Source organism: Streptomyces sp. NPDC050485 (genome assembly GCF_044458185.1).
GTDB lineage: Bacteria > Actinomycetota > Actinomycetes > Streptomycetales > Streptomycetaceae > Streptomyces.
Genome location: NZ_JBITHR010000014.1, coordinates 217,698 through 239,217 on the forward strand (window position 1 = coordinate 217,698; position 21,520 = coordinate 239,217).

General features: G+C 72.2%; 25 protein-coding genes. 8 read left to right on the forward strand and 17 right to left on the reverse strand.

Annotated elements, in window-relative coordinates; translation table 11 throughout:
* Positions 1-44: 44 nt before the first annotated feature.
* The 5 genes from ACIBK6_RS27045 to sigE all read right to left on the reverse strand — a co-directional run bounded on the left by ACIBK6_RS27045 (position 45) and on the right by sigE (position 5,153).
* Positions 45-731: a hypothetical protein gene (locus ACIBK6_RS27045; protein WP_399053958.1), complete on the reverse strand. Its 687-nt coding sequence runs from the start codon at positions 729-731 to the stop codon at positions 45-47.
* Positions 732-863: 132 nt separating this feature from the next.
* A complete protein-coding gene (locus ACIBK6_RS27050; RefSeq protein ID WP_399053959.1) occupies positions 864-1,316 on the reverse strand; it encodes a sec-independent translocase in 453 nt (150 codons plus the stop codon).
* Between the two features lie 185 nt (positions 1,317-1,501).
* Positions 1,502-3,385, reverse strand: a complete 1,884-nt coding sequence (locus ACIBK6_RS27055) for a trypsin-like peptidase domain-containing protein (protein WP_399053961.1) — start codon at positions 3,383-3,385, stop codon at positions 1,502-1,504.
* A gap of 89 nt (positions 3,386-3,474) precedes the next feature.
* Positions 3,475-4,452, reverse strand: a complete 978-nt coding sequence (locus tag ACIBK6_RS27060; protein WP_399053962.1) for an anti-sigma factor family protein — start codon at positions 4,450-4,452, stop codon at positions 3,475-3,477.
* Positions 4,449-5,153: an RNA polymerase sigma factor SigE gene (sigE, locus tag ACIBK6_RS27065; RefSeq protein ID WP_399053991.1), complete on the reverse strand. Its 705-nt coding sequence runs from the start codon at positions 5,151-5,153 to the stop codon at positions 4,449-4,451. The genes ACIBK6_RS27060 and sigE overlap by 4 nt, the downstream gene beginning before the upstream one ends.
* A gap of 238 nt (positions 5,154-5,391) precedes the next feature.
* Here sigE and ACIBK6_RS27070 point away from each other — a divergent pair, with 238 nt between their 5' ends.
* Positions 5,392-6,057, forward strand: coding sequence for an O-methyltransferase (locus ACIBK6_RS27070; RefSeq protein WP_329463215.1), 666 nt, complete (start codon positions 5,392-5,394; stop codon positions 6,055-6,057).
* Between the two features lie 158 nt (positions 6,058-6,215).
* Here the strand turns inward: ACIBK6_RS27070 and ACIBK6_RS27075 are convergent, their stop codons facing one another.
* Positions 6,216-6,383, reverse strand: coding sequence for a DUF3117 domain-containing protein (locus ACIBK6_RS27075; protein WP_003966491.1), 168 nt, complete (start codon positions 6,381-6,383; stop codon positions 6,216-6,218).
* A gap of 318 nt (positions 6,384-6,701) precedes the next feature.
* Between ACIBK6_RS27075 and ACIBK6_RS27080 the strand changes: the two genes are divergently transcribed.
* Positions 6,702-7,502 carry an enoyl-CoA hydratase/isomerase family protein gene (locus ACIBK6_RS27080; RefSeq protein WP_399053964.1) on the forward strand — a complete coding sequence of 267 codons (801 nt, stop codon included), beginning with the start codon at positions 6,702-6,704 and terminating at the stop codon, positions 7,500-7,502.
* 55 nt (positions 7,503-7,557) lie between these two features.
* Here the strand turns inward: ACIBK6_RS27080 and ACIBK6_RS27085 are convergent, their stop codons facing one another.
* Together ACIBK6_RS27085 and ACIBK6_RS27090 are read right to left on the reverse strand one after the other, a co-directional pair.
* Positions 7,558-8,139 (reverse strand): DNA-3-methyladenine glycosylase I, encoded by a 582-nt coding sequence (locus ACIBK6_RS27085; protein ID WP_399053965.1) that lies wholly within the window; start codon positions 8,137-8,139, stop codon positions 7,558-7,560.
* The gene (locus ACIBK6_RS27090; protein ID WP_399053966.1) at positions 8,136-8,609 is read right to left on the reverse strand and encodes a hypothetical protein; all 474 of its coding nucleotides are present in this window, start codon (positions 8,607-8,609) and stop codon (positions 8,136-8,138) included. The genes ACIBK6_RS27085 and ACIBK6_RS27090 overlap by 4 nt, the downstream gene beginning before the upstream one ends.
* Positions 8,610-8,722: 113 nt before the next feature.
* Here ACIBK6_RS27090 and folP point away from each other — a divergent pair, with 113 nt between their 5' ends.
* Complete coding sequence (folP, locus tag ACIBK6_RS27095) at positions 8,723-9,607, forward strand: dihydropteroate synthase (RefSeq protein ID WP_399053967.1); 885 nt, start codon at positions 8,723-8,725, stop codon at positions 9,605-9,607.
* Positions 9,608-9,671: 64 nt separating this feature from the next.
* Here folP and ACIBK6_RS27100 read toward each other — a convergent pair whose 3' ends face one another.
* Complete coding sequence (locus tag ACIBK6_RS27100; protein ID WP_399053968.1) at positions 9,672-10,433, reverse strand: TIGR00730 family Rossman fold protein; 762 nt, start codon at positions 10,431-10,433, stop codon at positions 9,672-9,674.
* A gap of 158 nt (positions 10,434-10,591) precedes the next feature.
* Positions 10,592-11,671, reverse strand: a complete 1,080-nt coding sequence (dapE, locus tag ACIBK6_RS27105; protein WP_399053969.1) for a succinyl-diaminopimelate desuccinylase — start codon at positions 11,669-11,671, stop codon at positions 10,592-10,594.
* A 49-nt stretch (positions 11,672-11,720) separates the two neighbouring features.
* On the opposite strand from dapE, the gene ACIBK6_RS27110 reads away from it, so the two are divergent.
* Both ACIBK6_RS27110 and ACIBK6_RS27115 read left to right on the forward strand, forming a co-directional pair.
* Complete coding sequence (locus ACIBK6_RS27110; RefSeq protein ID WP_399053970.1) at positions 11,721-12,698, forward strand: hypothetical protein; 978 nt, start codon at positions 11,721-11,723, stop codon at positions 12,696-12,698.
* Between the two features lie 324 nt (positions 12,699-13,022).
* On the forward strand, positions 13,023-13,478 hold the full coding sequence (locus tag ACIBK6_RS27115) for an ATP-binding protein (protein WP_399053971.1): 456 nt from the start codon (positions 13,023-13,025) through the stop codon (positions 13,476-13,478).
* A 100-nt stretch (positions 13,479-13,578) separates the two neighbouring features.
* Here the strand turns inward: ACIBK6_RS27115 and dapC are convergent, their stop codons facing one another.
* Together dapC and fdxA are read right to left on the reverse strand one after the other, a co-directional pair.
* Positions 13,579-14,700, reverse strand: a complete 1,122-nt coding sequence (gene dapC / locus ACIBK6_RS27120) for a succinyldiaminopimelate transaminase (protein WP_399053973.1) — start codon at positions 14,698-14,700, stop codon at positions 13,579-13,581.
* 101 nt (positions 14,701-14,801) lie between these two features.
* Positions 14,802-15,122: a ferredoxin gene (fdxA, locus tag ACIBK6_RS27125; protein ID WP_003985062.1), complete on the reverse strand. Its 321-nt coding sequence runs from the start codon at positions 15,120-15,122 to the stop codon at positions 14,802-14,804.
* A 141-nt stretch (positions 15,123-15,263) separates the two neighbouring features.
* Here fdxA and ACIBK6_RS27130 point away from each other — a divergent pair, with 141 nt between their 5' ends.
* The 3 genes from ACIBK6_RS27130 (at position 15,264) to ACIBK6_RS27140 (ending at position 17,824) form a co-directional block, all read left to right on the forward strand.
* On the forward strand, positions 15,264-16,271 hold the full coding sequence (locus ACIBK6_RS27130) for a GNAT family N-acetyltransferase (RefSeq protein WP_399053975.1): 1,008 nt from the start codon (positions 15,264-15,266) through the stop codon (positions 16,269-16,271).
* A gap of 17 nt (positions 16,272-16,288) precedes the next feature.
* A complete protein-coding gene (locus ACIBK6_RS27135) occupies positions 16,289-17,119 on the forward strand; it encodes a transglutaminase-like domain-containing protein (protein ID WP_399053977.1) in 831 nt (276 codons plus the stop codon).
* A 72-nt stretch (positions 17,120-17,191) separates the two neighbouring features.
* A complete protein-coding gene (locus ACIBK6_RS27140; RefSeq protein WP_399053978.1) occupies positions 17,192-17,824 on the forward strand; it encodes a C39 family peptidase in 633 nt (210 codons plus the stop codon).
* A gap of 16 nt (positions 17,825-17,840) precedes the next feature.
* Here ACIBK6_RS27140 and ACIBK6_RS27145 read toward each other — a convergent pair whose 3' ends face one another.
* The 5 genes from ACIBK6_RS27145 to ACIBK6_RS27165 form a co-directional block, all read right to left on the reverse strand.
* Positions 17,841-18,446, reverse strand: a complete 606-nt coding sequence (locus ACIBK6_RS27145; protein ID WP_399053979.1) for a response regulator — start codon at positions 18,444-18,446, stop codon at positions 17,841-17,843.
* Entirely contained in the window at positions 18,443-19,576 is a 1,134-nt protein-coding gene (locus ACIBK6_RS27150; protein WP_399053992.1) for a sensor histidine kinase, read from the reverse strand. Before ACIBK6_RS27150 ends, ACIBK6_RS27145 begins: the two co-directional genes overlap by 4 nt.
* 71 nt (positions 19,577-19,647) lie before the next feature.
* A complete protein-coding gene (locus ACIBK6_RS27155; protein WP_399053980.1) occupies positions 19,648-20,388 on the reverse strand; it encodes an ABC transporter permease in 741 nt (246 codons plus the stop codon).
* Positions 20,385-21,320: an ABC transporter ATP-binding protein gene (locus tag ACIBK6_RS27160; protein WP_399053981.1), complete on the reverse strand. Its 936-nt coding sequence runs from the start codon at positions 21,318-21,320 to the stop codon at positions 20,385-20,387. The genes ACIBK6_RS27155 and ACIBK6_RS27160 overlap by 4 nt, the downstream gene beginning before the upstream one ends.
* 10 nt (positions 21,321-21,330) lie before the next feature.
* A partial coding sequence (locus tag ACIBK6_RS27165) for a hypothetical protein (RefSeq protein ID WP_399053982.1) occupies positions 21,331-21,520 on the reverse strand: 190 nt, incomplete at its 5' end.

Genomic DNA, 21,520 nt, shown 5'->3' on the forward strand with positions numbered 1-21,520 from the left:
TACGTTCGCGCGCTTCCGCGTGGTGTCCGCGTACGGCCGCGCCCCTACTCGTACGAGGCGATGTCCTCGACGACCGAGAACCCGAGCCCGTACGCGCTCAGCCCGCGCCCGTACGCCCCGAGGTGCACCGCGCCGTTGTGCGCCGAACCGGCGAGCACCCAGCCGAACTCGGACTCGAGGTAGCGGAACTCGGCCGGCACGCCGTCGACGGGGAGCGAGAGCGTCGACCAGTCGGCGCTCTCCAGATCGTCGGCGAGCTCAAAGGCCGTCTCGGTCTGCTGGTCCAGCCATTCGCCGCGCCGGACGTGGTCCATCTGCGCGGGCCAGGTGAAGGCCAGCAGCCCCGAACCGGCCAGCCAGGCGGCCGAGGAGGCCGAGGTGGCGTCCAGGACGCCCGTGCCGTCACTGCTGCGGCGCACCGGGTTCGTGGGAATGCTCACGACCACCGCGAACCGGTCCCGGTCGGTCGCGCGGTCCGCGGCGTCGGGCCGTATCGACGGCGCGTCGCCGTGTCCGATCGAGCCGTGCTGGACCGTGCCGTCGGCGGCGAGCGCCACCTGCATCAGCCAGCGCGGACCGGTGAACGCCTCGTCGAGTCCGTACCAGGGGAAGGGCGCGCGCAGATAGCCGTCGAGCGTACGCCGGGCCGCCGGCACTCCCTCCGGTGTGGACTGGGCACCCTCGGGCGCCCCTTGAGCGGGCTGGCCCGCCACCCGGCTTGTCGTCTCCATCTGCCCGGCCGCCTCCTAGATCAGTAGCGTCCGGAGCGGCCCGCCCCCCTCGGGCGTCCTGGCTGCCGGACAGATGGAGGATAGCCACCCCGGTGCGGCTCGTCGGAAAAGCCCATGTCGGATTGGCGTGTATCAGGTGGCGTCGGCGTCGAACGGGGGGCGCTCGCCCGGCTCGAGCTTCTCGCGCTTCTTGAGCATGTCCGGGGTGCCGCCCGAGCCGTTCACCGAACCGTTGACGGCCGCCGGGGCGGTGGCCGCCTCCCGGCCGTTCACGGCGTCCGCGACCTCTTCGATGTCCTTGCGCAGGTCGAAACTGTTGCGGATGTCCTTGAGCCCCAGGTCGTCGTTCTCCATCAGCTGCTTGCGGACGAACGTCTTGGGGTTGAGGTCCTCGAACTCGAAGTCCTTGAACTCCGGACCCAGCTCGGACCGGATGTCCTGCTTGGCGCTCTCGGAGAAGCTGCGCACCTTGCGGATGACGTTGGAGACGTCCTGGATGAGCTTGGGCAGCTTGTCCGGGCCGAAGATGAGCACGGCGAGGACCACGAGTGTGACCACTTCCATGGGCCCTATGTCAGTGAACACCCGCTGCTCCTCGTGTTCTCAGTGCTCGCGATCTCGGCGCTTGCTGCTCGGCTCCGCGTCCAGTCATGGACCGCTCCACGGTACCCGGCGAAACTGTCGGCCCGGTACATCCGGGGTGACCTTTGGGCATCGTCGGGGACGCCCGGGGAGGCCTGGAGGCGCCGACGCCTGGACGGCTGGACGCCTCAGGACGCGGAGCCCAGGGTCAGGGTGAGCTCCTGCTCCTTGCCGTTCCGCTGGAGCGTCAGCCTGAGCTGGTCGCCGGGGCGGTGCGCGCGGATCTTCACTATCAGCTCCTCGCCGCTGTGCACCCGCTGTCCGTCCACCTTGGTGATCACGTCCTGCGACCTGACGCCCGCCTTGGCGCCCGGTCCGCCGACTGCCACTCCGGGTCCGCCGTCGTTCGACTTGTCGCCGACGCGGGCGCCGTCGCCGGTGAACTTCATGTCGAGCGTGACGCCGATCACCGGGTGCGTCGCCCTGCCGGAGTTGATCAGCTCCTCGGCGACCCGCTTGCCCTGATTGATCGGTATGGCGAAGCCGAGCCCGATCGAACCGGCCTGGCCGCCGCTGCCGTCCGCGCTGCCGCTGCCCGCCGACCTGATCGCGCTGTTGATGCCGATGACCCGGGCCCTGGAGTCGACCAGCGGGCCGCCGGAGTTCCCCGGGTTGATCGGGGCGTCGGTCTGGAGCGCGTCGACATAGCTGACGTCGGTGCCGTCGCCCTTGTCGCCCCCCGCCGTGATGGGGCGGTCCTTGGCGCTGATGATCCCCGAGGTGACGGTATTGGAGAGGTCGAAGGGCGCGCCGATGGCCACCACCGGGTCGCCGACCAGCACGTTGTCGGAGTTCCCGAGCGGCAGCGGCTTCAGCCCCGATACGCCGGCGACCTTGACGACGGCGAGGTCGTACCCGGTGTCGCGGCCGACCACCTCGGCGGGCGCGCTCTCGCCCCCGCTGAAGGTCACCGAGATCTTGCCCGAGGAGCCGACGGGCTCGACGACGTGGTTGTTGGTGAGGATGTGCCCGGTGTTGTCGAGGACGAAGCCGGTGCCGGTGCCGGACTCGGTGGCGCCCGTGACATGGAGGGTGACCACGCTCGGCAGCGCGCTCGCGGCGATCCCGGCGACGCTGTCCGGGGCCCGGCCCTGCGGCTCCTTGCCCGCCTGCGGCAGCCGAACGCTGGTGAGACCGCCATTGCGCTCGACGTACGCCCCGACACCGCCGCCGATGCCTCCGGCGACGAGTGCGAGCAGCACGGCCCCGACCAGCAGCGCCCCGCGCCGCCGCTTTGGGGCCGCCGGCTGCCCGGCCGTGCTGAGCGGCTCCGCGGGCGCGCCCCAGGGGTCGTACTGGACCCATTGGGAACTCGGGGACGCGGATGCCTGGGGTGCGGTGTACGCGGGTTGCGGTGCGGGTGCCTGCGGTGCGGCGTAGGTGGCCTGCGCGGGCAGCTCGGTGCCGCCCGGCGGCGTCGGCACCGGCCGCTGCACGGGCGGCGCGGGCGCCCACGGCCCCGGCCCGCCATAGGGAGGCGTCCCATAGGGGTCGGGCGCGTGCAGGGGCTGGCGGGGAGCGGGGGGTTCGGGGCGCGGTTCCGGGAGTACGTCGTGTGCGGCGGAGGTCGGCTCGGCGGCTATGTCGTGCACGTCGGTGCGGTGCGCTTGGACGGGGGTGTCGTGCGCGGCGGAGGGCGGCTCGACGGTTGCGTCATGCACGTCGGCGTGGCTCATCGGCACCGTGGCGGCACCGGCGACCGGGCTTCCCGGGATCGGATCGGCGGACGGGCTTCCCGTAACTGCCTCATCGGACGGGCTCCCCGGGATCGGATCGGCAACCGGGGTCGGCGGAGCTGCCTCAGCGATCGGAGCTGCCTCGGCGGACGGGCTTCCCGGGACCGGCTGGGCAACCGGGACCGGCTCGGCGACCGGGGTCGGTGGGGCCAAGTCGTAGGTGTTGGACGGGGGTTCGGCGGGGGTGGCCGGCGTTTCGGGGGCGGGGCGGGGGCGGCCCGCCAGGGGGCGGCTCCACCACTTCGGCTTCGGCCCGCTGGGCTTCCCCTCGTTCATGCTCTCCCCGCAACTCGCTGACCCGCGTGCCCTGACGGACACCCTCCCCCGGATTCAACCAGGTTGCCGGGGGTGGCGGCAGGGCGCGGTCAGTGCCGGGCGGTGAGCGGCAGCCCGGAGGCGAGCGGGGCCGCCAGGTGCGTCGGTGCCGGCGGGGTGGCGGAGGAGGCCGCGGCGAGCACTCCCACCGGGAGGTCCGTCGTGGTGAGCGGCAGGGTCGCCACCGCCGGCCGTATCAACGGAGGCAGGGACGAGCCGTTCAGCCGGCCCGCCGGGAACGCTCCGCCCAGCGGCTGGACGGGGCCGCTCTGCGCGGGCATGCCGCTGAGGTTGGTGAAGCCCGCCGGGGCCGTGGACTGCGCGGGCGCGGCCGCCAGCACGCCGCCACCGCGCCTGCGATCCTCGGCGGAGCTGCTGCTCGGCGCCGAGGCCCCGGACCGCAGCGGGGTGACATTGCTGCCGCCCGCGGCACGCGCGCCGTTCGCCGAACCCAGCGGCAGGGTGCCGCCGAGCGCAATCGCCGCCAGGGACACGGCACTTGCGGCGGCGAACGCGAACCTGCGGCCGCGCCACACCGAACCGGACCGGTCCTGCTCGGACCTGCCCACCTCGTGGATGCGGAAGCCGCCGCCAGCCAGCGCGTCGGGCAGCACCGCCGCGTGGGAGCCGACCGGGACGTAGCCGAAGCCGCCCGAGCGGGGAACGCGCGGGTCGCGGGGACCGCCCGCGGCGGGACTCAGCGCCCCGAGTCCTCCGAAGAACCCGTCGGCCTGGCGCCCCCCGCCGAGCGGGCCCCCCGAATTCTCGTCGTCACCCCCGGGTCCGGCGGGTCCGTCGGACAGCCCTTGGAGCCGGGCGAGGAAGCCTTCCGAGGGGGGCGGTGGAGCCGCCTGGGCGAACACGTTCTTCAGCCGGCGCTGCGCGTCGGCCTCCGCCTTGCACTTGGCGCAGGTCGCCAGATGGGACAGCACCCGCTCGCGGGCATCGTGGTTCAGCTCGCCGTCGACCAGGGCGGCGAGCCGGTCCCCCAGGTGTTGTTCCGCCGGGGTGGGACTCGTACCACTCACGCCGTCCCCTCTCCGACCACCCCGAGAACTCCGGGCGCCACCCCCGCGAGCGCGCGCTGCTGCTCCGCGCGGGCCTCGGGCGAGCGGTGCTGAAGTGCCTTGCGCAGGTGGGAGCGGCCGCGGTGGATCCGGCTGCGGACGGTGCCGAGCTTGACTCCGAGGGTGGCCGCGATCTCCTCGTAGGAGAGGCCCTCGATGTCGCACAGGACGACGGCCGCACGGAACTCGGGCGCCAGCGTGTCGAGCGCCTGCTGTACGTCGGCGTCGAAGTGGGCGTCGTTGAAGACCTGTTGGGGCGAGGGCTCGCGGCTGGGCAGGCGCTCCGCCGCGTCGTCGCCGAGCGCGTCGAAGCGGATCCGCTGGCGGCGGCGGACCATGTCGAGGAAGAGGTTGGTGGTGATGCGGTGCAGCCAGCCCTCGAAGGTGCCCGGCGTGTACGTCGACAGGGAGCGGAAGACGCGGACGAAGACCTCCTGGGTGAGGTCCTCCGCATCGTGCTGATTGCCCGTCAGGCGGTAGGCGAGGCGGTAGACGCGGCCGCTGTGCGTGCTGACGATCTCCTCCCACGAAGGGGGAGTCCACGCCTGGGAATCCGCGTCGGCGAAGGTCGCGGTAGTTGCGGAGCTGGTAGCGCGGGAACGGTCAGCAATGTAGGTCACGGATTTCGGCTCACCCGCCGACCTGAGAAAGCGCCGCAGCACTCCTCCCCGATCCACAGGCGCAGCCGCACCTCCCCTGTCGGCTCTGGTGGTGTCCAGTGGAGCCCCTACCATAGCCACCTCGCCCGTTAGCTCCGGATAAGAATCTTTACGTGCATTTGGGACCTGCTTCCGGCCCTCTGCTCCGAACTTGTCCATGCGCTCCCCCCGCCGTTCCCCCTGTCCTCCTTAACGCGCGGTCCCATCTGCGGGTTCCCGACTCCAGCGGATACAGTCACGGTTGCGCCAACCAAGGGGACAGGAGAGGGCCATTACCGCCAACCGGCAGACGAGCTGGGCGTTCGCCGACGCCTTTGTCGCCGAGGACGACGCGCTGCGCTGGGCCCGTGACCGGGCCCGCGAGGCAGGTCTGCGTTCAGTGTCCCCGGGGACCGGCGCCGCGCTGCGGCTGCTCGCTGCCACGGCGGACGCCAAGGCGGTCGCCGAGATCGGTACCGGCACCGGCGTCTCCGGCATCTACCTCCTGCAGGGCCTGCGGCCGGACGGCGTGCTGACCACCGTCGACCCGGAGCCGGACCGCCAGCAGTTCGCCAAGCAGGCGTTCCGCGCGGCGGGCTTCGCCGCCAACCGGGCGCGTTTCATTCCCGGGCGCGCCCTGGACGTACTGCCGCGGCTCGCGGACGGCGGGTACGACCTGGTGTTCTGCGACGGCGACCGGACCGAGTCCCTCGACTGCCTCGCTGAATCGTTGCGCCTCTTGCGGCCCGGCGGAATCGTCTGCTTCGAGGGTGTCTTCGCGGACGGCCGCACGGTCGATTCGGGGGTGCAGCCGGCCGAGGTGCTGCGGCTGCGGGAACTGCTGCGCGCGGTGCGCGAGAGCACGGAGCTGGTCGAGTCGCTGCTGCCGGTCGGCGACGGACTGCTCTGCGCGGTACGCCGCGGCTGACCCGGCTGCCACACCCCGCCGATCGAAACCCGGCCCGGCGCGGCACTCGGAAACACATCCGCCACCGGCCCCCGGAAGCAGCACAGCCCCGGCACGGCATGCACAGTCGTACATACCGAACCGGGGCGGTGCAAAGAGTCTGGGTCGGGCCCGCTAACTCAGCCGACGACCTTCTTCAGGGCGTCGCCGAGGGCATCGGCCTCGTCCGGAGTCAGCTCGACGACAAGCCGACCGCCGCCTTCGAGCGGAACGCGCATGACAATGCCCCGCCCCTCCTTGGTCACCTCGAGCGGGCCGTCGCCCGTCCGCGGCTTCATGGCCGCCATGCTCGTTCCCCTTCCTGAAACCAGCTCATCGTCAGCCGACGGCCCCCGGGATTGGGCACGCGTCACGGCATCGAACACATTGCTTCCAGGTCATTATCCCGCATCGCAGGACCCGATGACCAACATCGGTCCGCATCGCTTGCGCAACGCGCTCTATCAAAACCACCCAATTCGGCGATCCGCCTGCGATACTTCGCCGCCGCGGGTTCCTCCCGGAGGCCGACGTTTGACGCAGGTCACATGCCCACCACTGGTGATCTCCGCCATGCTGGGCGGACACGACGACCGCGCAGTATCCGCGACGGAGGGGATCCGACCATGGCCGACACCGTGCTGTACGAGGTGAGCGACGGGCTCGCGACGATCACGATCAACCGGCCCGAGGCCATGAACGCCATGAACACGGAGGCGAAGATCGCGCTCCGCGAGGCGGTGCGGGCCGCCGCGGCGGACCCGGCGGTACGGGCCGTGCTGCTCACAGCGACCGGCCGGGCGTTCTGCGTCGGCCAGGACCTCAAGGAGCACGTGGCTTCGCTGACGGCGGACCGCGAGACCGGCACGGGGCAGACCATGAGCACCGTGCAGGAGCACTACAACCCGATCCTGAGGGCGCTCACGGAGATGCCGAAGCCCGTGGTGGCCGGCGTCAACGGGGTCGCGGCGGGCGCCGGGCTCGGTTTCGCGCTGGCCGCGGACTACCGGGTGGCCGCGGACACGGCGGCGTTCAACACGTCGTTCGCCGGGGTGGCCCTGACCGCCGACTCGGGCGTCTCGTGGACCCTGCCGCGGCTGATCGGCCAGTCGCGCGCCGCCGACCTGCTGCTCTTCCCCCGCTCGATCTCCGCCCAGGAGGCGTACGAGGTGGGCCTGGTCAACAAGGTCGTCCCGGCCGCCGAGCTGGCCGCAGAGGCCCTCGCGGTGGCCCGCACGCTGGCCGCCGGGCCGACGGTGGCGTACGGCGCCCTGAAGGAGTCCCTGGCGTACGCCTCGGCACACACGCTCGCCGAGACGCTGGAGAAGGAGGACGAGCTCCAGACGAACGCGGGCGCCTCCGAGGACCACGCGATCGCGGTGGCGGCGTTCCTCGCGAAGGAGAAGCCGAAGTACGTCGGCCGCTGACCGCTGAGCGGCCGGGTCGTACGGGCGGTGCCCTCAGGCGCCGCCCCGCGCCACATCAAGCGCCGCCCCGCGCCACGCAGTCAGCCAGGTGGTCGTCCACCAGACCGCAGGCCTGCATCAGGGCGTACGCCGTCGTCGGGCCGATGAAGCGCAGGCCTCGCTTCTTCAGGGCCTTGGACAGGGCCGTCGACTCGTCGGTGACGGCCGGGACGTCCGCCAGTGTCCGGGGGGCCGGGCGGGCGGCCGGGTCCGGAGCGTACGACCAGATCAGGGTGTCGAGTTCGCCGGGTGACCACTCGGCGAGGACCCGCGCGTTGGCGACCGTCGCGTCGATCTTGGCGCGGTTGCGGATGATGCCCTCGTCACCGAGCAGCCGCTCCTTGTCCGCGTCGGTGAACTCGGCCACCGCCGGGATCTTGAAGTCCGCGAAGGCGCGCCGGAAGCCCTCGCGGCGGCGCAGGATCGTGATCCACGAGAGCCCCGACTGGAAAGCCTCCAGGCAGAGCCGCTCGTACAGCGCGTCATCGCCGTGCACCGGGCGGCCCCACTCGGTGTCGTGGTACGCCACGTAGTCCTCCGTGGACAGCCCCCAGGGGCAGCGCAGCCGGCCGTCGGGGCCGGGGATCGCAACGGTCATCGCTGGGGCTCCTCGTCGGACGGCTCGCCGGTCCCGGGCCGGTGCGTCTCCGGGAGCCGTGGCCGGTCCCGGCGGCCGTCGAGCGGGATCCTCGGCCGGTCCTGGCGCTCGTCGGGCGCGGGACGGTCGTCGGGCCGCGAGGACGAGGTGGGGCCCGCCGGAGGCGTCGGGCGGCCGCCGCTCAGGGCCGACTGGAGCTCGGTGATCCGCGCGTCCCGCTCGGCGAGCTCGGCGCCCAGCCTGCTCAGCACGTCGTCCACGTCCGCCATCCGGTAGCCCCGCAGCACCACCGGGATGCGCAGCGCCTCCAGGTCGCCCCGGGCCACGGGGCGGTGCTCGGGGAGCGGATCCACCAGGTGCTCCGGCTCGGCGCCCGGCAGCACCCCGCCGTCGTCACCGCCGCCGCCCACCACCGCGAGGGTCACCGCGGCGACCACGACGACCATCGCGATCAGCAAGAACCAGAACACGAGCGAGCCTCTTCCCGACGCCGGAAACTGTCGGGTCCGATCGTGCCATGCGGCACTGACAGTTAGGGTCGCAGGCGGACACCAGCCCGGGAGCACAGCGGAGGACACAGGGGATGCACAGCGGAACGGACCGCGGCACGCTGCGGCTTGGCCGACGCGAATTCGCCGCGCACGAGCCGGTGATCATGGCCATCGTGAACCGGACCCCCGACTCCTTCTACGACCAGGGCGCGACGTTCCGCGACGAGCCCGCCCTGGCCCGGGTGGAGCAGGCGGTGGCGGAGGGCGCCGCCATCATCGACATCGGCGGGGTGAAGGCGGGCCCCGGCGACGAGGTGACGGCCGAGGAGGAGGCGCGGCGCACGGTCGGTTTCGTCGCCGAGGTGCGCAAGAGGTTCCCCGAGGTCGTGATCAGCGTCGACACCTGGCGGCACGACGTGGGCGCGGCGGTGTGCGAGGCCGGCGCGGACGTCCTGAACGACGCGTGGGGCGGTGTCGACCCGAAGCTGGCCGAGGTCGCGGCCCGCTACGGCGCCGGCCTGGTCTGCACGCACGCGGGCGGCGTGGAGCCGCGCACCCGGCCGCACCGGATCGCGTACGACGACGTCATGGCGGACATCCTGCGGGTGACCGTGGGGCTTGCCGAGCGGGCCCTGGAGCTGGGCGTGCGGCCCGACGGGATCATGATCGACCCCGGTCACGACTTCGGGAAGAACACCCGGCACAGCCTGGAGGCGACGCGGCGCCTGGAGGAGATGGCGGACACCGGGTGGCCGGTCCTGGTCTCGCTGTCCAACAAGGACTTCGTGGGCGAGACGCTGGACCGGCCGGTGAAGGAGCGGCTGGTCGGCACGCTGGCGACGACGGCGGTGTCCGCGTGGCTGGGCGCCCGGGTCTACCGCGTGCACGAGGTCGCCGAGACCTGGCAGGTGCTCGACATGGTGGCGTCCATCGCGGGCCACCGTCCCCCGGCCGTCGCCCGGCGGGGGCTGGCCTGAGACGGGTCCGGCGGGTCATGGCCGCAGGCGCGGCCCGACCCGCTGGACACCCCCTGGAGCTCGGCTACCGCCCGACCTCCTTCGTCACCAGCGCCACCGCCTCGTCCACGTCGTCCGTGACGTGGAACAGCAGGAGGTCGCCCGCGGAGGCCTTGCCCTGGCCCACCACGGTGTCGCGCAGCCAGGCCACCAGACCGCCCCAGTACTCCGTGCCGAACAGCACGATCGGGAAGCGGGTGACCTTGCGGGTCTGGACCAGGGTCAGGGCCTCGAACAGCTCGTCCAGCGTGCCGAGTCCGCCCGGCAGCACGACGAAGCCCTGGGCGTACTTGACGAACATGGTCTTGCGCACGAAGAAGTAGCGGAAGTTGACCCCGATGTCGACGTGCTGGTTGAGCCCCTGCTCGAAGGGGAGCTCGATGCCGAGGCCCACGGAGATGCCCTTGCCCTCCCTGGCGCCCCGGTTCGCGGCCTCCATCGCGCCGGGCCCGCCGCCGGTGATCACGGCGAAGCCCGCGTCGACCAGCGCCCGGCCGAGCCGCACGCCCGCGTCGTACTCGGGCGAGCCGGGCTCCGTCCGGGCCGAGCCGAACACGCTGATGGCGCTGGGCAGTTCGGCCAGCGCGCCGAAGCCCTCGACGAATTCGGACTGGATGCGCATGACCCGCCAGGGGTCTGTGTGCACCCACTCGGAGTCGCCTTCGGAGTCGAGCAGTCGCTGGTCGGTGGTGCCGGCCTGCACCTGGTCGCGGCGGCGCAGCACCGGCCCTAGCCGCTGCTCAAGCCGCTGCTCCGCCGGAAACGGTGCTCCCTCGGGGTTGGCCATGCCGTGCTCCCTCCGCTGACGATGTTGCGCTTGCCCAGCCAGGGTAGGTCGGCGAACGTTACGAACGGAGGAATTCAGGCAGGCCACACCGCCACCGGGGCCTTGAACAACGGCTCCGAGCCGGTCGGCCCGCCCGGCCGCGGCCGGGCGGGGGCCGCTCAGTCGGTCAGCCAGGCCCGCAGCCGCAGCTCGCAGTGCGTGATCCGCTCGACGGCGACGCGCTCGTCGCGCTTGTGGGCCAGCACCGGGTCGCCCGGCCCGTAGTTGACGGCGGGGACGCCCAGGTCGCCGAAGCGCGCGACGTCGGTCCAGCCGAACTTGGGGTGCGCGGTGCCGCCGACCGCCGCCATGAAGGCGGCCGCGGCCGGGTGCGAGAGGCCGGGCAGCGCGCCTCCCGAGTGGTCGTCGACGATGAACTCCGCGATGTCGCAGTCGGCGAACACCTTGCGGACGTGGGCGATGGCCTGATCGCGGGTGAGGTCGGGCGCATACCGGTAGTTGACGGTGACCGTGCACTCGTCCGGGATCACGTTGTTGGCGACGCCGCCCTCGATACGTACCGCGTTGAGGCCCTCGTGGTACTCCAGGCCCTCGATCACCGGGCGGCGCGGCTCGTACGCCGCCAGCTTCGCCAGGATCGGGGCAACCGTGTGGATGGCGTTGGAGCCCATCCAGCTGCGGGCGGAGTGGGCGCGCTCGCCGCTGGTCTTCAGGAGGACCCGCAGGGTGCCCTGGCAGCCGCCCTCGACCTCGGCGTTGGAGCCTTCGAGCAGCACCGCGAAGTCGCCCTCCAGCCAGTCCGGGTGAGCCTCGGCGACCTTGCCGAGGCCGTTGAGGTGGGCCGCGACCTCCTCGTTGTCGTAGAACACGAACGTGAGGTCGCGGTTGGGCTCGGCCACCGTCTGCGCGATCCGCAGCTGCACCGCCACGCCCGACTTCATGTCGCTGGTCCCGCAGCCCCACAGCAGGCCGTCGTCGTCCAGGCGGGAGGGCACGTTGTCGGCGATCGGCACGGTGTCGATGTGGCCGGCCAGGATGACCCGCTCTGCGCGGCCCAGGTTCGTGCGCGCCACGATGTTGTTGCCGTACCGGTCGACGGTGAGGTGCGCCAGCTTGCGCAGCTCGCGCTCGATGGCGTCGGCGAGGGGCTTCTCCTGGCCGCTCTCGGAGGGGAAGTCGACGAGCCGGGCGGTGAGCGCGGGGGCGTCCGCGGTGAGATCCAGGGTGGTTTCAGCCATGCGCCCGACCCTAACTCCACCTCCGGGCGTCACAGGACGCTCCAGTACGGTGGGCACCGTGTCCGAGCCCATCGACCTCCCGCGCCCCTCCCGACGCGGCCGCCTCCTGCGCATCACGGCGGCCCTCGTCGTCCTGCTCGCGATCGCCGGATATCTGGTGGTTCAGTACATGAGCGGAGGTCCCGGCGCGCCCAGATGCGTGGCGGGCACGGGCAGCGGGGAGGGCGCCACGTTCGGGATGAGCCCCGAGCAGGCGCAGAACGCGGCGACGATCACGGCCGTCGGCATCTCGCGCGGGATGCCGGAGCGGGCCGTGACGATCGCGCTCGCCACCGCGCTCCAGGAGTCGGGCCTGCGCAATCTGGACCATGGCGACCGGGACTCGCTCGGCCTCTTCCAGCAGCGGCCCTCGCAGGGCTGGGGCACCGCCGAGCAGATCATGGACCCGGTGTACTCGGCCGGGAAGTTCTACAAGCACCTCGCCGAGGTCCCGGGCTACTCCCGGCTTCCACTGACGGTGGCGGCGCAGAAGGTGCAGCGCAGCGGCTTCCCGCAGGCGTACGCGAAGCACGAGCCGGACGCGACGGTGCTGACCGCGGCGCTGACCGGGCGCCAGTCCGCGGCACTGACCTGCACGGTGGCCAAGAACGTGCAGCCCGGCGATCCGGTGAAGGTGCGCGCCGATCTGACGCAGGCGTTCGGCGAGGGCGTGGTGCCCGCGAAGCAGCCGCCCGGCGCGGGCCAGGAGGTCGCGGTGCCGGTCCGGGTCGCCGACGACGCGGGGGCCTCCGGCTCCGGCCGTGAGCAGCGCGGCTGGGCGCTCGCGCACTGGGCGGTGGCGCAGGCCGAGGCGCTGCACATCGCCCAGGTCTCCTACGCGGGCCGCGCCTGGCGCGCGGACGACGCGGCCAAGGGCTGGACCGCGGCCCCCGCCACGGCCACGGCCGCCTCCGCCCCCTCGCCGGATTCCGCGGCGGGTGCCGCGGGCGCCGCCGTGGACGAGGTACGGATCACCCTCACCCCATAAGGAACCGGGCACCCGTCACAAGGAACCGGGCACCCGTTCGGGAACACACTCGATCGGGGCACTGTGTCATTCCCCGCAGGGCGTTTCGTACCCGCGTCCGGACACTGCCGTGATGAATCGTCAATCCCCTTGCGAACAAAGGGATCTGACGCATCATCAGCGATTCCTGAACGCATTCATTTGCCCGTTTTTATCCACAGTAGATAATGCGACGCATTGCAAACTCTTTGCCCGGGGTCGCCGCAACTTCCCTCCCCCCAACGGCGGTTGTCACTGCGTCCGAGACCGGACAGCAGAAATCTCCAACCCGTCTGAAGGAGCACCATGTCCCTCCCCCTGACCCGCCGGATCGCCCGCGCCGCGCTGCTCATCGCGGCAGGTGCAGCGCCCGTGGTCGGTGCGGCCGGCTCCGCAAGTGCCGTGGACCTGCCCCAGGCCGCCCCCAATCTGAGCGGCCTGACCCAGATGGACCCCAGCTCCGTCAGCAACACCCTCGACGGGGCGACCCAGAAGGCCACCGGCCTGGCCGGTGAGACCGGCGCCGCCACGGTCAAGAGCGCCGTGCCGGCCGCGGGCAGGACCGTCGGACAGGCGGGCCGGGCGGCCACCCCGGTCGCGCAGAAGGCGGCGGGTGACGCGGCGAGCAGCGCCGGCGAGATCCTCGGCTCGACCGCCGGCACGGCCGCCCAGAGCGGCCTCCCGACCGGCGGCCTGCCCACCACCCAGGGCCTGCCGACCACCGACCAGCTCCCCCTGAAGGGGCTGCCGATCGGCGGCTGACCGGCACTGGGGTGATGCGAAGGGGCCCGGGGAGTGAGAACTCCCCGGGCCCCTTCCGCGTACACCCGCGCACCACCGACCGTCCGCGTACGCCCGCGGACTACTGGCCGAGCCGCTTCACGGCCGCCTCGACCCGCTCGTCGGTCGCCGTGAACGCGACCCGCACGAACCGCTCGCCCGCAGTGCCGTAGAAGTCGCCGGGCGCCACCAGGATGCCGAGTCCGGCGAGGTGCGCCACCGTCTCCCAGCAGCCCTCGTCGCGGGTCGCCCACAGGTAGAGGCTGGCCTCGCTGTGCTCGATGCGGAAGCCGTGCTTCTCCAGGGCCTCGCGCAACGCGGAGCGCCGGGCCGCGTACCGCGCCCGCTGCTCCCGTACGTGCGTGTCGTCGCCCAGCGCTGCGACGGTGGCCGCCTGCACGGGCGCGGCGGTCATCATGCCGCCGTGCTTGCGGATCTGGAGCAGCTCGCCGAGCACCTCCGCGTCACCGGCGATGAAGGCGGCCCGGTAGCCGGCCAGGTTGGAGCGCTTGGACAGCGAGTGGACGGACACGATGCCCTCGAAGCTGCCGCCGCACACGTCCGGGTGCAGCACGGAAACCGGCTCGGCCTCCCAGCCCAGCTCGAAGTAGCACTCGTCGGAGAAGACCAGCACGCCGTGCTCGCGCGCCCAGGCCACGATGCGCACCAGCTCGTCCTTGGCGAGGACCCGGCCGGTCGGATTGGACGGCGAGTTGAGCCAGAGCAGCTTGAGGTGCGTGGGGTCGAGCTCGGTCCCCGCGGGGTCAGCCGCAAATGTCTCAGTGTCGTAGACGACGGGCTCCGCGCCGCACAGCCGCGCGCCGACCTCGTACGTCGGGTACGCGAGCCGCGGGTAGGCCACCTGGTCGCCCGCGCCGAGCCCGAGCTGGGTCGGCAGCCAGGCCACCAGCTCCTTGGAGCCCATGACGGGCAGGATGTTGGTGTGCTCGACGGAGCGCGCGCCGAGCCGCCCCTCAAGCCATCCCTTGATGGCGTCCCGCAGCGCGGCGGTCCCCCACACGGTCGGGTAGCCGGGCGAGTCCGCCGCATCGATCAGGGCCTGCTGGACGAGGGCCGGGACCGGGTCGACGGGCGTGCCGACGGAGAGGTCCACGATGCCGTCCGGGTGGGCTGCGGCCGTCGCCTTGTACGGCTCCAGCTTGTCCCAGGGGAAGACGGGCAGGCGCGAGGAGACTGCGCTCACGAAAGGGGCTCACTTTCTCGTACGTACGGCGGGGCAACAGGGTCGGGAAACACCGCGGCCCCGTACGGCAGCTGAGCCGTACGGGGCCTGGGGAAGCGCGCTCAGCCGTTCTGCGGCGGCAGCGCAGCGATGAAGGGGTGGTCCCGCTCAATCAGGCCCAGCTTGGAGGCGCCACCGGGCGAACCGAGCTCGTCGAAGAACTCGACATTCGCCTTGTAGTAGTCCTTCCACTCCTCCGGGGTGTCGTCCTCGTAGAAGATCGCCTCGACCGGGCACACCGGCTCGCAGGCGCCGCAGTCGACGCATTCATCCGGGTGGATGTACAAGGACCGGGAGCCCTCGTAGATGCAGTCGACCGGGCACTCTTCGATACACGCCTTGTCCTTGACGTCGACACAAGGCTGCGCGATGACGTAGGTCACGCTGTCGTTCCTCCTCGATAGGGCGCGGCGGGCCGATCTGCGGCTCCGTCCACGTGGCGCGCGGGAGCGCGGCGTCGTCGATGCCCACACCTAGTATCTCCGGTTCGGGACGCGATCCGAACAGGAGGGGCGGAGAGACCTGTGGAATTCACCACCGGCGGACGGCTTGAGGTCCGAATTACGGCTGCCGATACGGGCAAACGCGTATCAGTCCGGCGCCTGAGCTCCAGCGGAACTCCAGGCTCCCTGTTCACCGACACGGTCGGCGTTCTCACATCGTGGGACAACGGCGTGCTTTCGATCACACGAAAGAGCGGCGAGACCGTACGCATCGAGGAGTCCTCCCTGGTGGCGGGCAAGGTCGTCCCCGCGGCCCCGGCCCGCCGCCGCGGCCCGGCCACCTCCTTCGCGGAGCTCGCGCCGGTCCTGGCCCGCGCCTGGCAGCCGGTGGAGAGCGAGCGGCTCGGCGAGTGGACGCTGCGGGCGGCGGCCGGATTCACCCGCCGAGCGAACTCGGCCCTCCCGCTGGGCGACCCCGGAATGCCGCTCACGGACGCCCTCGCGTACGTACGCGGCTGGTACGCGGCCCGCGGGCTCCCCGCGTACGTCCAGGCCTCGACGGGCGCCGCGGGCGCCCAGGAGCGGCTCTGTGCGGATCTTGAACAGGCGGGCTGGGAGCGCGAGGTGAGCGCCGAGGTGCGGATCGCGGCGCTCGCGCCCATCGGCGACCTCGACGCGGACGTGTCCCGGGTCCGCCTCGCCCGTACCGTCGACGCAGCGTGGCTGAGCCGCTACCAGCGGTCGGTGACACCGGGCGAGCACGTGCTGAAGGTCCTGAACAGCGGCCCGTCGGTCTGGTTCGCCGCCGTGCCCGGCGCCGGGGAGGCGCCCGCCGCGATCGGGCGGTGCGTGGTGGACGGCCGCTGGGCGGGCTTCATGGCGGTCGAGGTCGACCCGGCGCACCGCCGCCGGGGTCTCGCGACGGCCGTGATGACCGCGCTGGCCCGCCGGGCCCTGGACGAGGGCGCATCGGCGGCCTGGCTCCAGGTGGAGGCGGACAACGACGGCGCCCGCGCGCTCTACGAGGGCCAGGGCTTCGCGACGCACCACAGCTATCACCACTTCCGCCCCCACATCCGCTCCACCTGACCGGGTACGAGGCCGACATGGATCCGGAAGTCCCCGACTGGCGGCGGGAGTTCGCCGAGGAGGCCCGCTCGGAGCGCCCCGACGTGGTGACGCTCTGCCTGCTCATCGGCGCGGTCGCCGACCCCTCGCTCGGGCAGCGGGGCATCGACGCCGCCCACATCGAGCTGGACCGGCTGGCCGGCCTGCTCCCCTTCGGCCTCACCGGCTCGCGCGCCTGGGCCCTGGCGATGGCCGAACTCCTCGGCGGCGCCTGCGACTTCAGAGGCGGCCAGGCCGACTACCAGCGGCTGGAGTCGTCCCTGCTGCCCGAGGTGCTGCGGCGCAGACGCGGCCTGCCGATCCTGCTCTCGGTGGTCTGGATCGAGGTGGCGCGGCGGGCCGGGGCGCCGGTGTACGGGGTGGCGCTCCCCGGCCACTTCGTGGTGGGCTTCGGCCCCCGGCAGGACCAGGTCCTGGCCGACCCGTTCGACGGGGGCCGGCTGCTGACCGCCGCCGACGCGGAACTCCTGGTGGCCGGCGCGACGGGCGCCCCGCTCGACGAGTCGATGCTGACCCCGGCCGACCCACTGGACATCGTCCTGCGCATCCTGAACAACATCCGCGCCTGGGCGGCGGCCCGCCCGGAACACAGCGACGTGGCCCTGTGGGCCGTGGACCTGTCGCTGCTCCTGCCGTCCCACCCGGCCCGGCTGCGCTACGAACGCGCCCAGCTCCTGGTCCAGCGGGGCGACTTCCTGGCCGGCGCCGCCGAGCTCGACCATTACGCGGACGTGGTGGAGCCGGTCGAACCGGCCGCGGCGGAATCGATCCGCCGAAGAGCCCGCGCGGCCCGGGCCATGCTGAACTGACCCGCTCCGGCCTGCGGGTTCAGGGAGTGTCCGACGGGGCACGGCCGGACACCGCCTTAGGCTCCTGTGCCCATGACCCACCAGCGCGCAGAGATCATCCACCCCGTCCCGTACCACTCCCAGTGGGCCTCACCCGAGCTCGTGCCGGCGATCGTCACCGGCACGCTGTCGGCGGCCGAGGACCCGCGGTGGCCCGAGTACGGGGCGGCGAGCGCGACGGAGTACGCGTGGTGGGCGCGGCAGCTGTGCGGGGTGGCCTGTCTGCGGATGGCGCTCGAACACTGGCGGGGCTCGGCGCCCACCGCGATGGCGCTCGCGGCCGACTGCGTGGAGGCCGGCGCGTACGTCCGCCGCGGCGACCGCCTCGACGGCCTGATCTACGCGCCGTTCGCCTCGTACGTACGGACCCGGTGGGGCCTGGAGGCCCAGTCGCGGCCGGACCTCCCGATCGCTGCGATCCCCGAACTCATCGGATCCGGGCGGCTGTTGATGCTCTCGGTGGACCCGGGGGTGCGTGAGCTGGGTCCGGATCCGCGGCGGCGCGGCGGTCATCTGGTCCTCGCGGTGGGGACCACCGAGGAGGCCGTCGTCCTGCACAATCCGTCCGGCTTCCCCGGCGGCTCACAGGAGTTCGCCCGCGTCCCGTGGCACGAGCTCGGCCGCTTCTACGCGGGGCGCGGGGTGGTGCTTGGCCCGCCCTCCTAAGGAGGGCGGCGCGGGCTTACAGCCAGCCCTTTTCGCGGGCGATGCGGACCGCCTCCGCGCGGTTGCGGGCGGCCAGTTTCTGGATGGCCGTCGAGAGGTAGTTGCGGACCGTGCCCTGGGAGAGGCAGAGGGCCGTGGCCAGTTCGGCGTTGGTCGCGCCGTCCGCCGCCGCGCGCAGTACGTCGCGTTCGCGGTCGGTCAGGGGGTTCGCGCCCTCGGCCAGCGCGGCCGCCGCCAGCGTCGGGTCGATGACCCGCTCGCCCGCGAGGACCTTCCGTACCGCCGTGGCCAGTTGGGCCGCCGGGGCGTCCTTGACCAGGAACGCGGAAGCGCCCGACTCCATGGCGCTGCGGAGGTATCCGGGGCGGCCGAAGGTGGTCAGGATGACGATCTTCACCGCCGGGAGTTCGCGGTGCAGCAGGGCCGCCGCCGCTATGCCCGTCATGCCCGGCATCTCGATGTCGAGCAGGGCGACATCCACCGCGTGGGCGCGGGCCGCCGCAAGGACCTCGTCCCCACGGGCGGCCTGCGCCACCACCTCCATGTCCGGCTCCAGGCCGAGCAGCGCGGCTAGGGCCTCACGGACCATGGACTGGTCTTCGGCCAGGAGGAGTCGGATCATGTCCCGGATACTAGAGGGATTTCGGACGGATCCGGAATCACCGGAATCCGTGCGATCAGCGTGAAGCCCTTGCGGCCGGAGTCGGTCTCCAGGACACCGGACACCTTCTCCAGGCGCTCCGCGAGGCCCGTCAGACCGTTGCCCGCGACCGGCGCCGGGGAGCCGGCCCGGCTCTGGCCGTCGTCCTGGACCCGGAGTTCGAGGAAGCGGCCGTCGAGGGTCTGGCGTTCGCCGATGGTGACCTTGCAGTGCCGGGCGCCGCTGTGGCGTACGACATTGGTGGCCGCCTCGCGCAGCACCCAGGCGAGCACCTCCTCCTCGGCGGCGGGCAGCCCTTCGGGGGCCTCGGTCGGCAGGTCCACCTCGATGCCGGCGGCGCTCAACGCGGTACGCGCGCCCGCGAGTTCGGCGGGCAGCGTGGCCCTGCGGTAGCCGCTCACGGCGGCCCGTACGTCGACCAGCGCCTGGCGGCTCACCTGCTCGATGTCCGCCACCTGCTGAGCCGCCTGCTCGGGGTGGCCCGGGAGCATCCGCCCGGCCAGCTCGCTCTTCAGCGTGATGAGGGATAGCGAGTGGCCGAGCAGGTCGTGCAGATCGCGCGCCATCCTCAACCGCTCCTCGTTCGCGGCCAGTTGGGCCACCGTGGCGCGCGCCTCGCGCAGCTCCACCGAGGTACGGATCAGATGGCGTACGCCCGTCATCGCGAAGCCGCCGAGGAAGGCGGGGATGACGAGGCCGGGCACCACGTCGCCGACGTGGGTGACACGTACCCCGATCAGGGTCATCGTGCCGGTCGACGCGACGATCGCCCAGCTCGCCATCGCCATCGGCAGGGCCGCGCCGCACGAGACGGACACGTACACGAAGAGCACCAGCCACGGCGCACCGAGGGTGAGGGAGAGCGAGATCGCGAGGGCCGCCTGGACGCCGAGCAGGCCGTAGACCGTCGCGTGGGCCGGCGGGCGGGCGGTGTGCCGCAGGACCAGGGCCAGGTAGACGGTGATGAAGGAGGCGAGGCCCAGCCAGCCGAGCACGGTGGGCACGGCGGTGTGGTTCCCGTCGACCAGATCGCTGATCGGGGCGCCCATGAAGGCCAGCCAGATGCCGACCCACATCAGCTTCTGCCACATCTGGCGGCGCGTCTCGGGACGCTGCCCGATCCGCGCCGCCGCGTCCTTCCCGCGGCCCTGGTTCACGGCACTCACGCCTTCAGGGTGTCCTTCCGGTACAGCCATGCCGCGCCGCCCGCGAAGAGCAGGAAGTAGAAGACGAGGATGGCGAGATCCTTGCCGTGCGGGGCGTTGCCCAGCTCGATGGCCTGTCCCAGGGCAGCGTACGCGTGCGTGGGCAGCCACTCCGCGATGTTCTGCAGCCACTGCGGGAAGACCGTGCTCGGCATCCACAGGCCGCCCAGGATCGACATGCCGAAGTAGATGATCATCGTGATCGGGCGGACCGCGTCACCGCTGGCGATGTAGCCGATCGCGACGCCGAGGGCTGCGAAGCAGAGCGAACCCGCCCAGATGGCGACGGTCAGCGCGCCCCACTGCCAGGCCTCGAACCGCACGCCCTTGGACAGCGCCGCGACGACGAACACCACCACGATGCAGGGCAGGGTGACGACGGCGGCGCTGGCGATCTTCGCGAGGACGTAGCCGCGGCCGGGAAGCGTGGTCAGGCGCAGCTGGCGCACCCAGCCCTTCTCGCGCTCCTTGGCGATCTTCTCGCTGTTGCCCATGAGGACGGCGGTGATCGCGCCGAAGGACGCCATCGAGACCATGTAGAGGGCGGGGAAGGTGAGGTCGGTGCCTTTGACCTTGGTGGTGCTGTTCTGCGAGGCCGCGAAGAGCAGGTAGAGCGCCGAGGGGTAGATCACCGAGAAGAACATGAACTTCTTGTTCCGCAGGGTGCGGGTGATTTCGAGCTTGATCAGAGTGTTCATGCTGTGTTGGCCTCCTCGGCCGAGGTGATGGCGACGAAGGCCTGCTCCAGGCCGAGGCCCGCGACTTCGAGGTTGCGGGGGTAGAGGCCGAGTCCGTACACCGCGTGCATCGTCGCGTCGGCGTCGTGCGACTGGATGCGGACGGTGCGGCCCGAGACGTCGATCGTGGACAGGAACGGCAGCCCGCGCAGGGCGGCCTCGTCGATGGCGCCCTCCAGGTCGAAGCTGACCCGCCGGGCGCCCGCCTTCGCCTTGATCTCGGCCGCGGTGCCGTCCGCCAGGAGCCGGCCCTTGTGCAGGACGAGCACCCGGTCGGCGATCGCGTCGGCCTCTTCGAGGTAGTGCGTGGCGAACAGGACCGTACGCCCCTGGGCCGCCTGCTCGCGCATGGTCGCCCAGAACGCCTGGCGGGCGGTGACGTCCATGCCGGTCGTCGGCTCGTCCAGGACGATCAGGTCGTTGGCCCCGGCGGTCGCGAGCGCGAAGCGGACTCGCTGCTCCTGGCCGCCGGAGAGCTTGTTGACCTTGCGGTCGGCGATCTGCGCGATCCCCGCGCGGTCCATGACCTCGGCCACCGGGTGCGGCTGCGGGTGCAGGTCGCAGCCGAGCTTGACCAGCTCGCGCACGGTCACGTCCTCCATCAGCCCGCCGCTCTGCAGCATCGCGCCGACCTTGCCGGCGTTGATGGCCTGCGCGGGCGTCATGCCGAAGAGGCGGACCGAACCGGAGTCGGCGTTGCGCAGGCCGAGGAGCAGGTCGAGCGTGGAGGACTTGCCGGCGCCGTTGGGGCCGAGCAGGGCGACCGTCTCGCCGGGGTGCAGCGCCAGCGTCAGGTCGGCCACGGCCCGGACATCGCCGTAGCTCTTGTTCACGTTCTCGAAGCTCACCACGGACTGCGCGGTGCGCTCAGCGGGAGGGGCTGTCTGCGTCATGGATCCAGATTCACCCACGGCCCCGCGCGGCGGCAGTGGCGCGCGTCGTGGCTTGAACATGACGGATGTCATGGGTACGGGCATGACACCGCCCCCGCGCCATCAGGATGCTGTTGGTTAATCCGGGGGTTCGCGTGACGTCGGCCTTCAGGACCTGGTTGTGGTCTTGAAGGCCGACGTTGTCGTATGGGGTGTGGGTG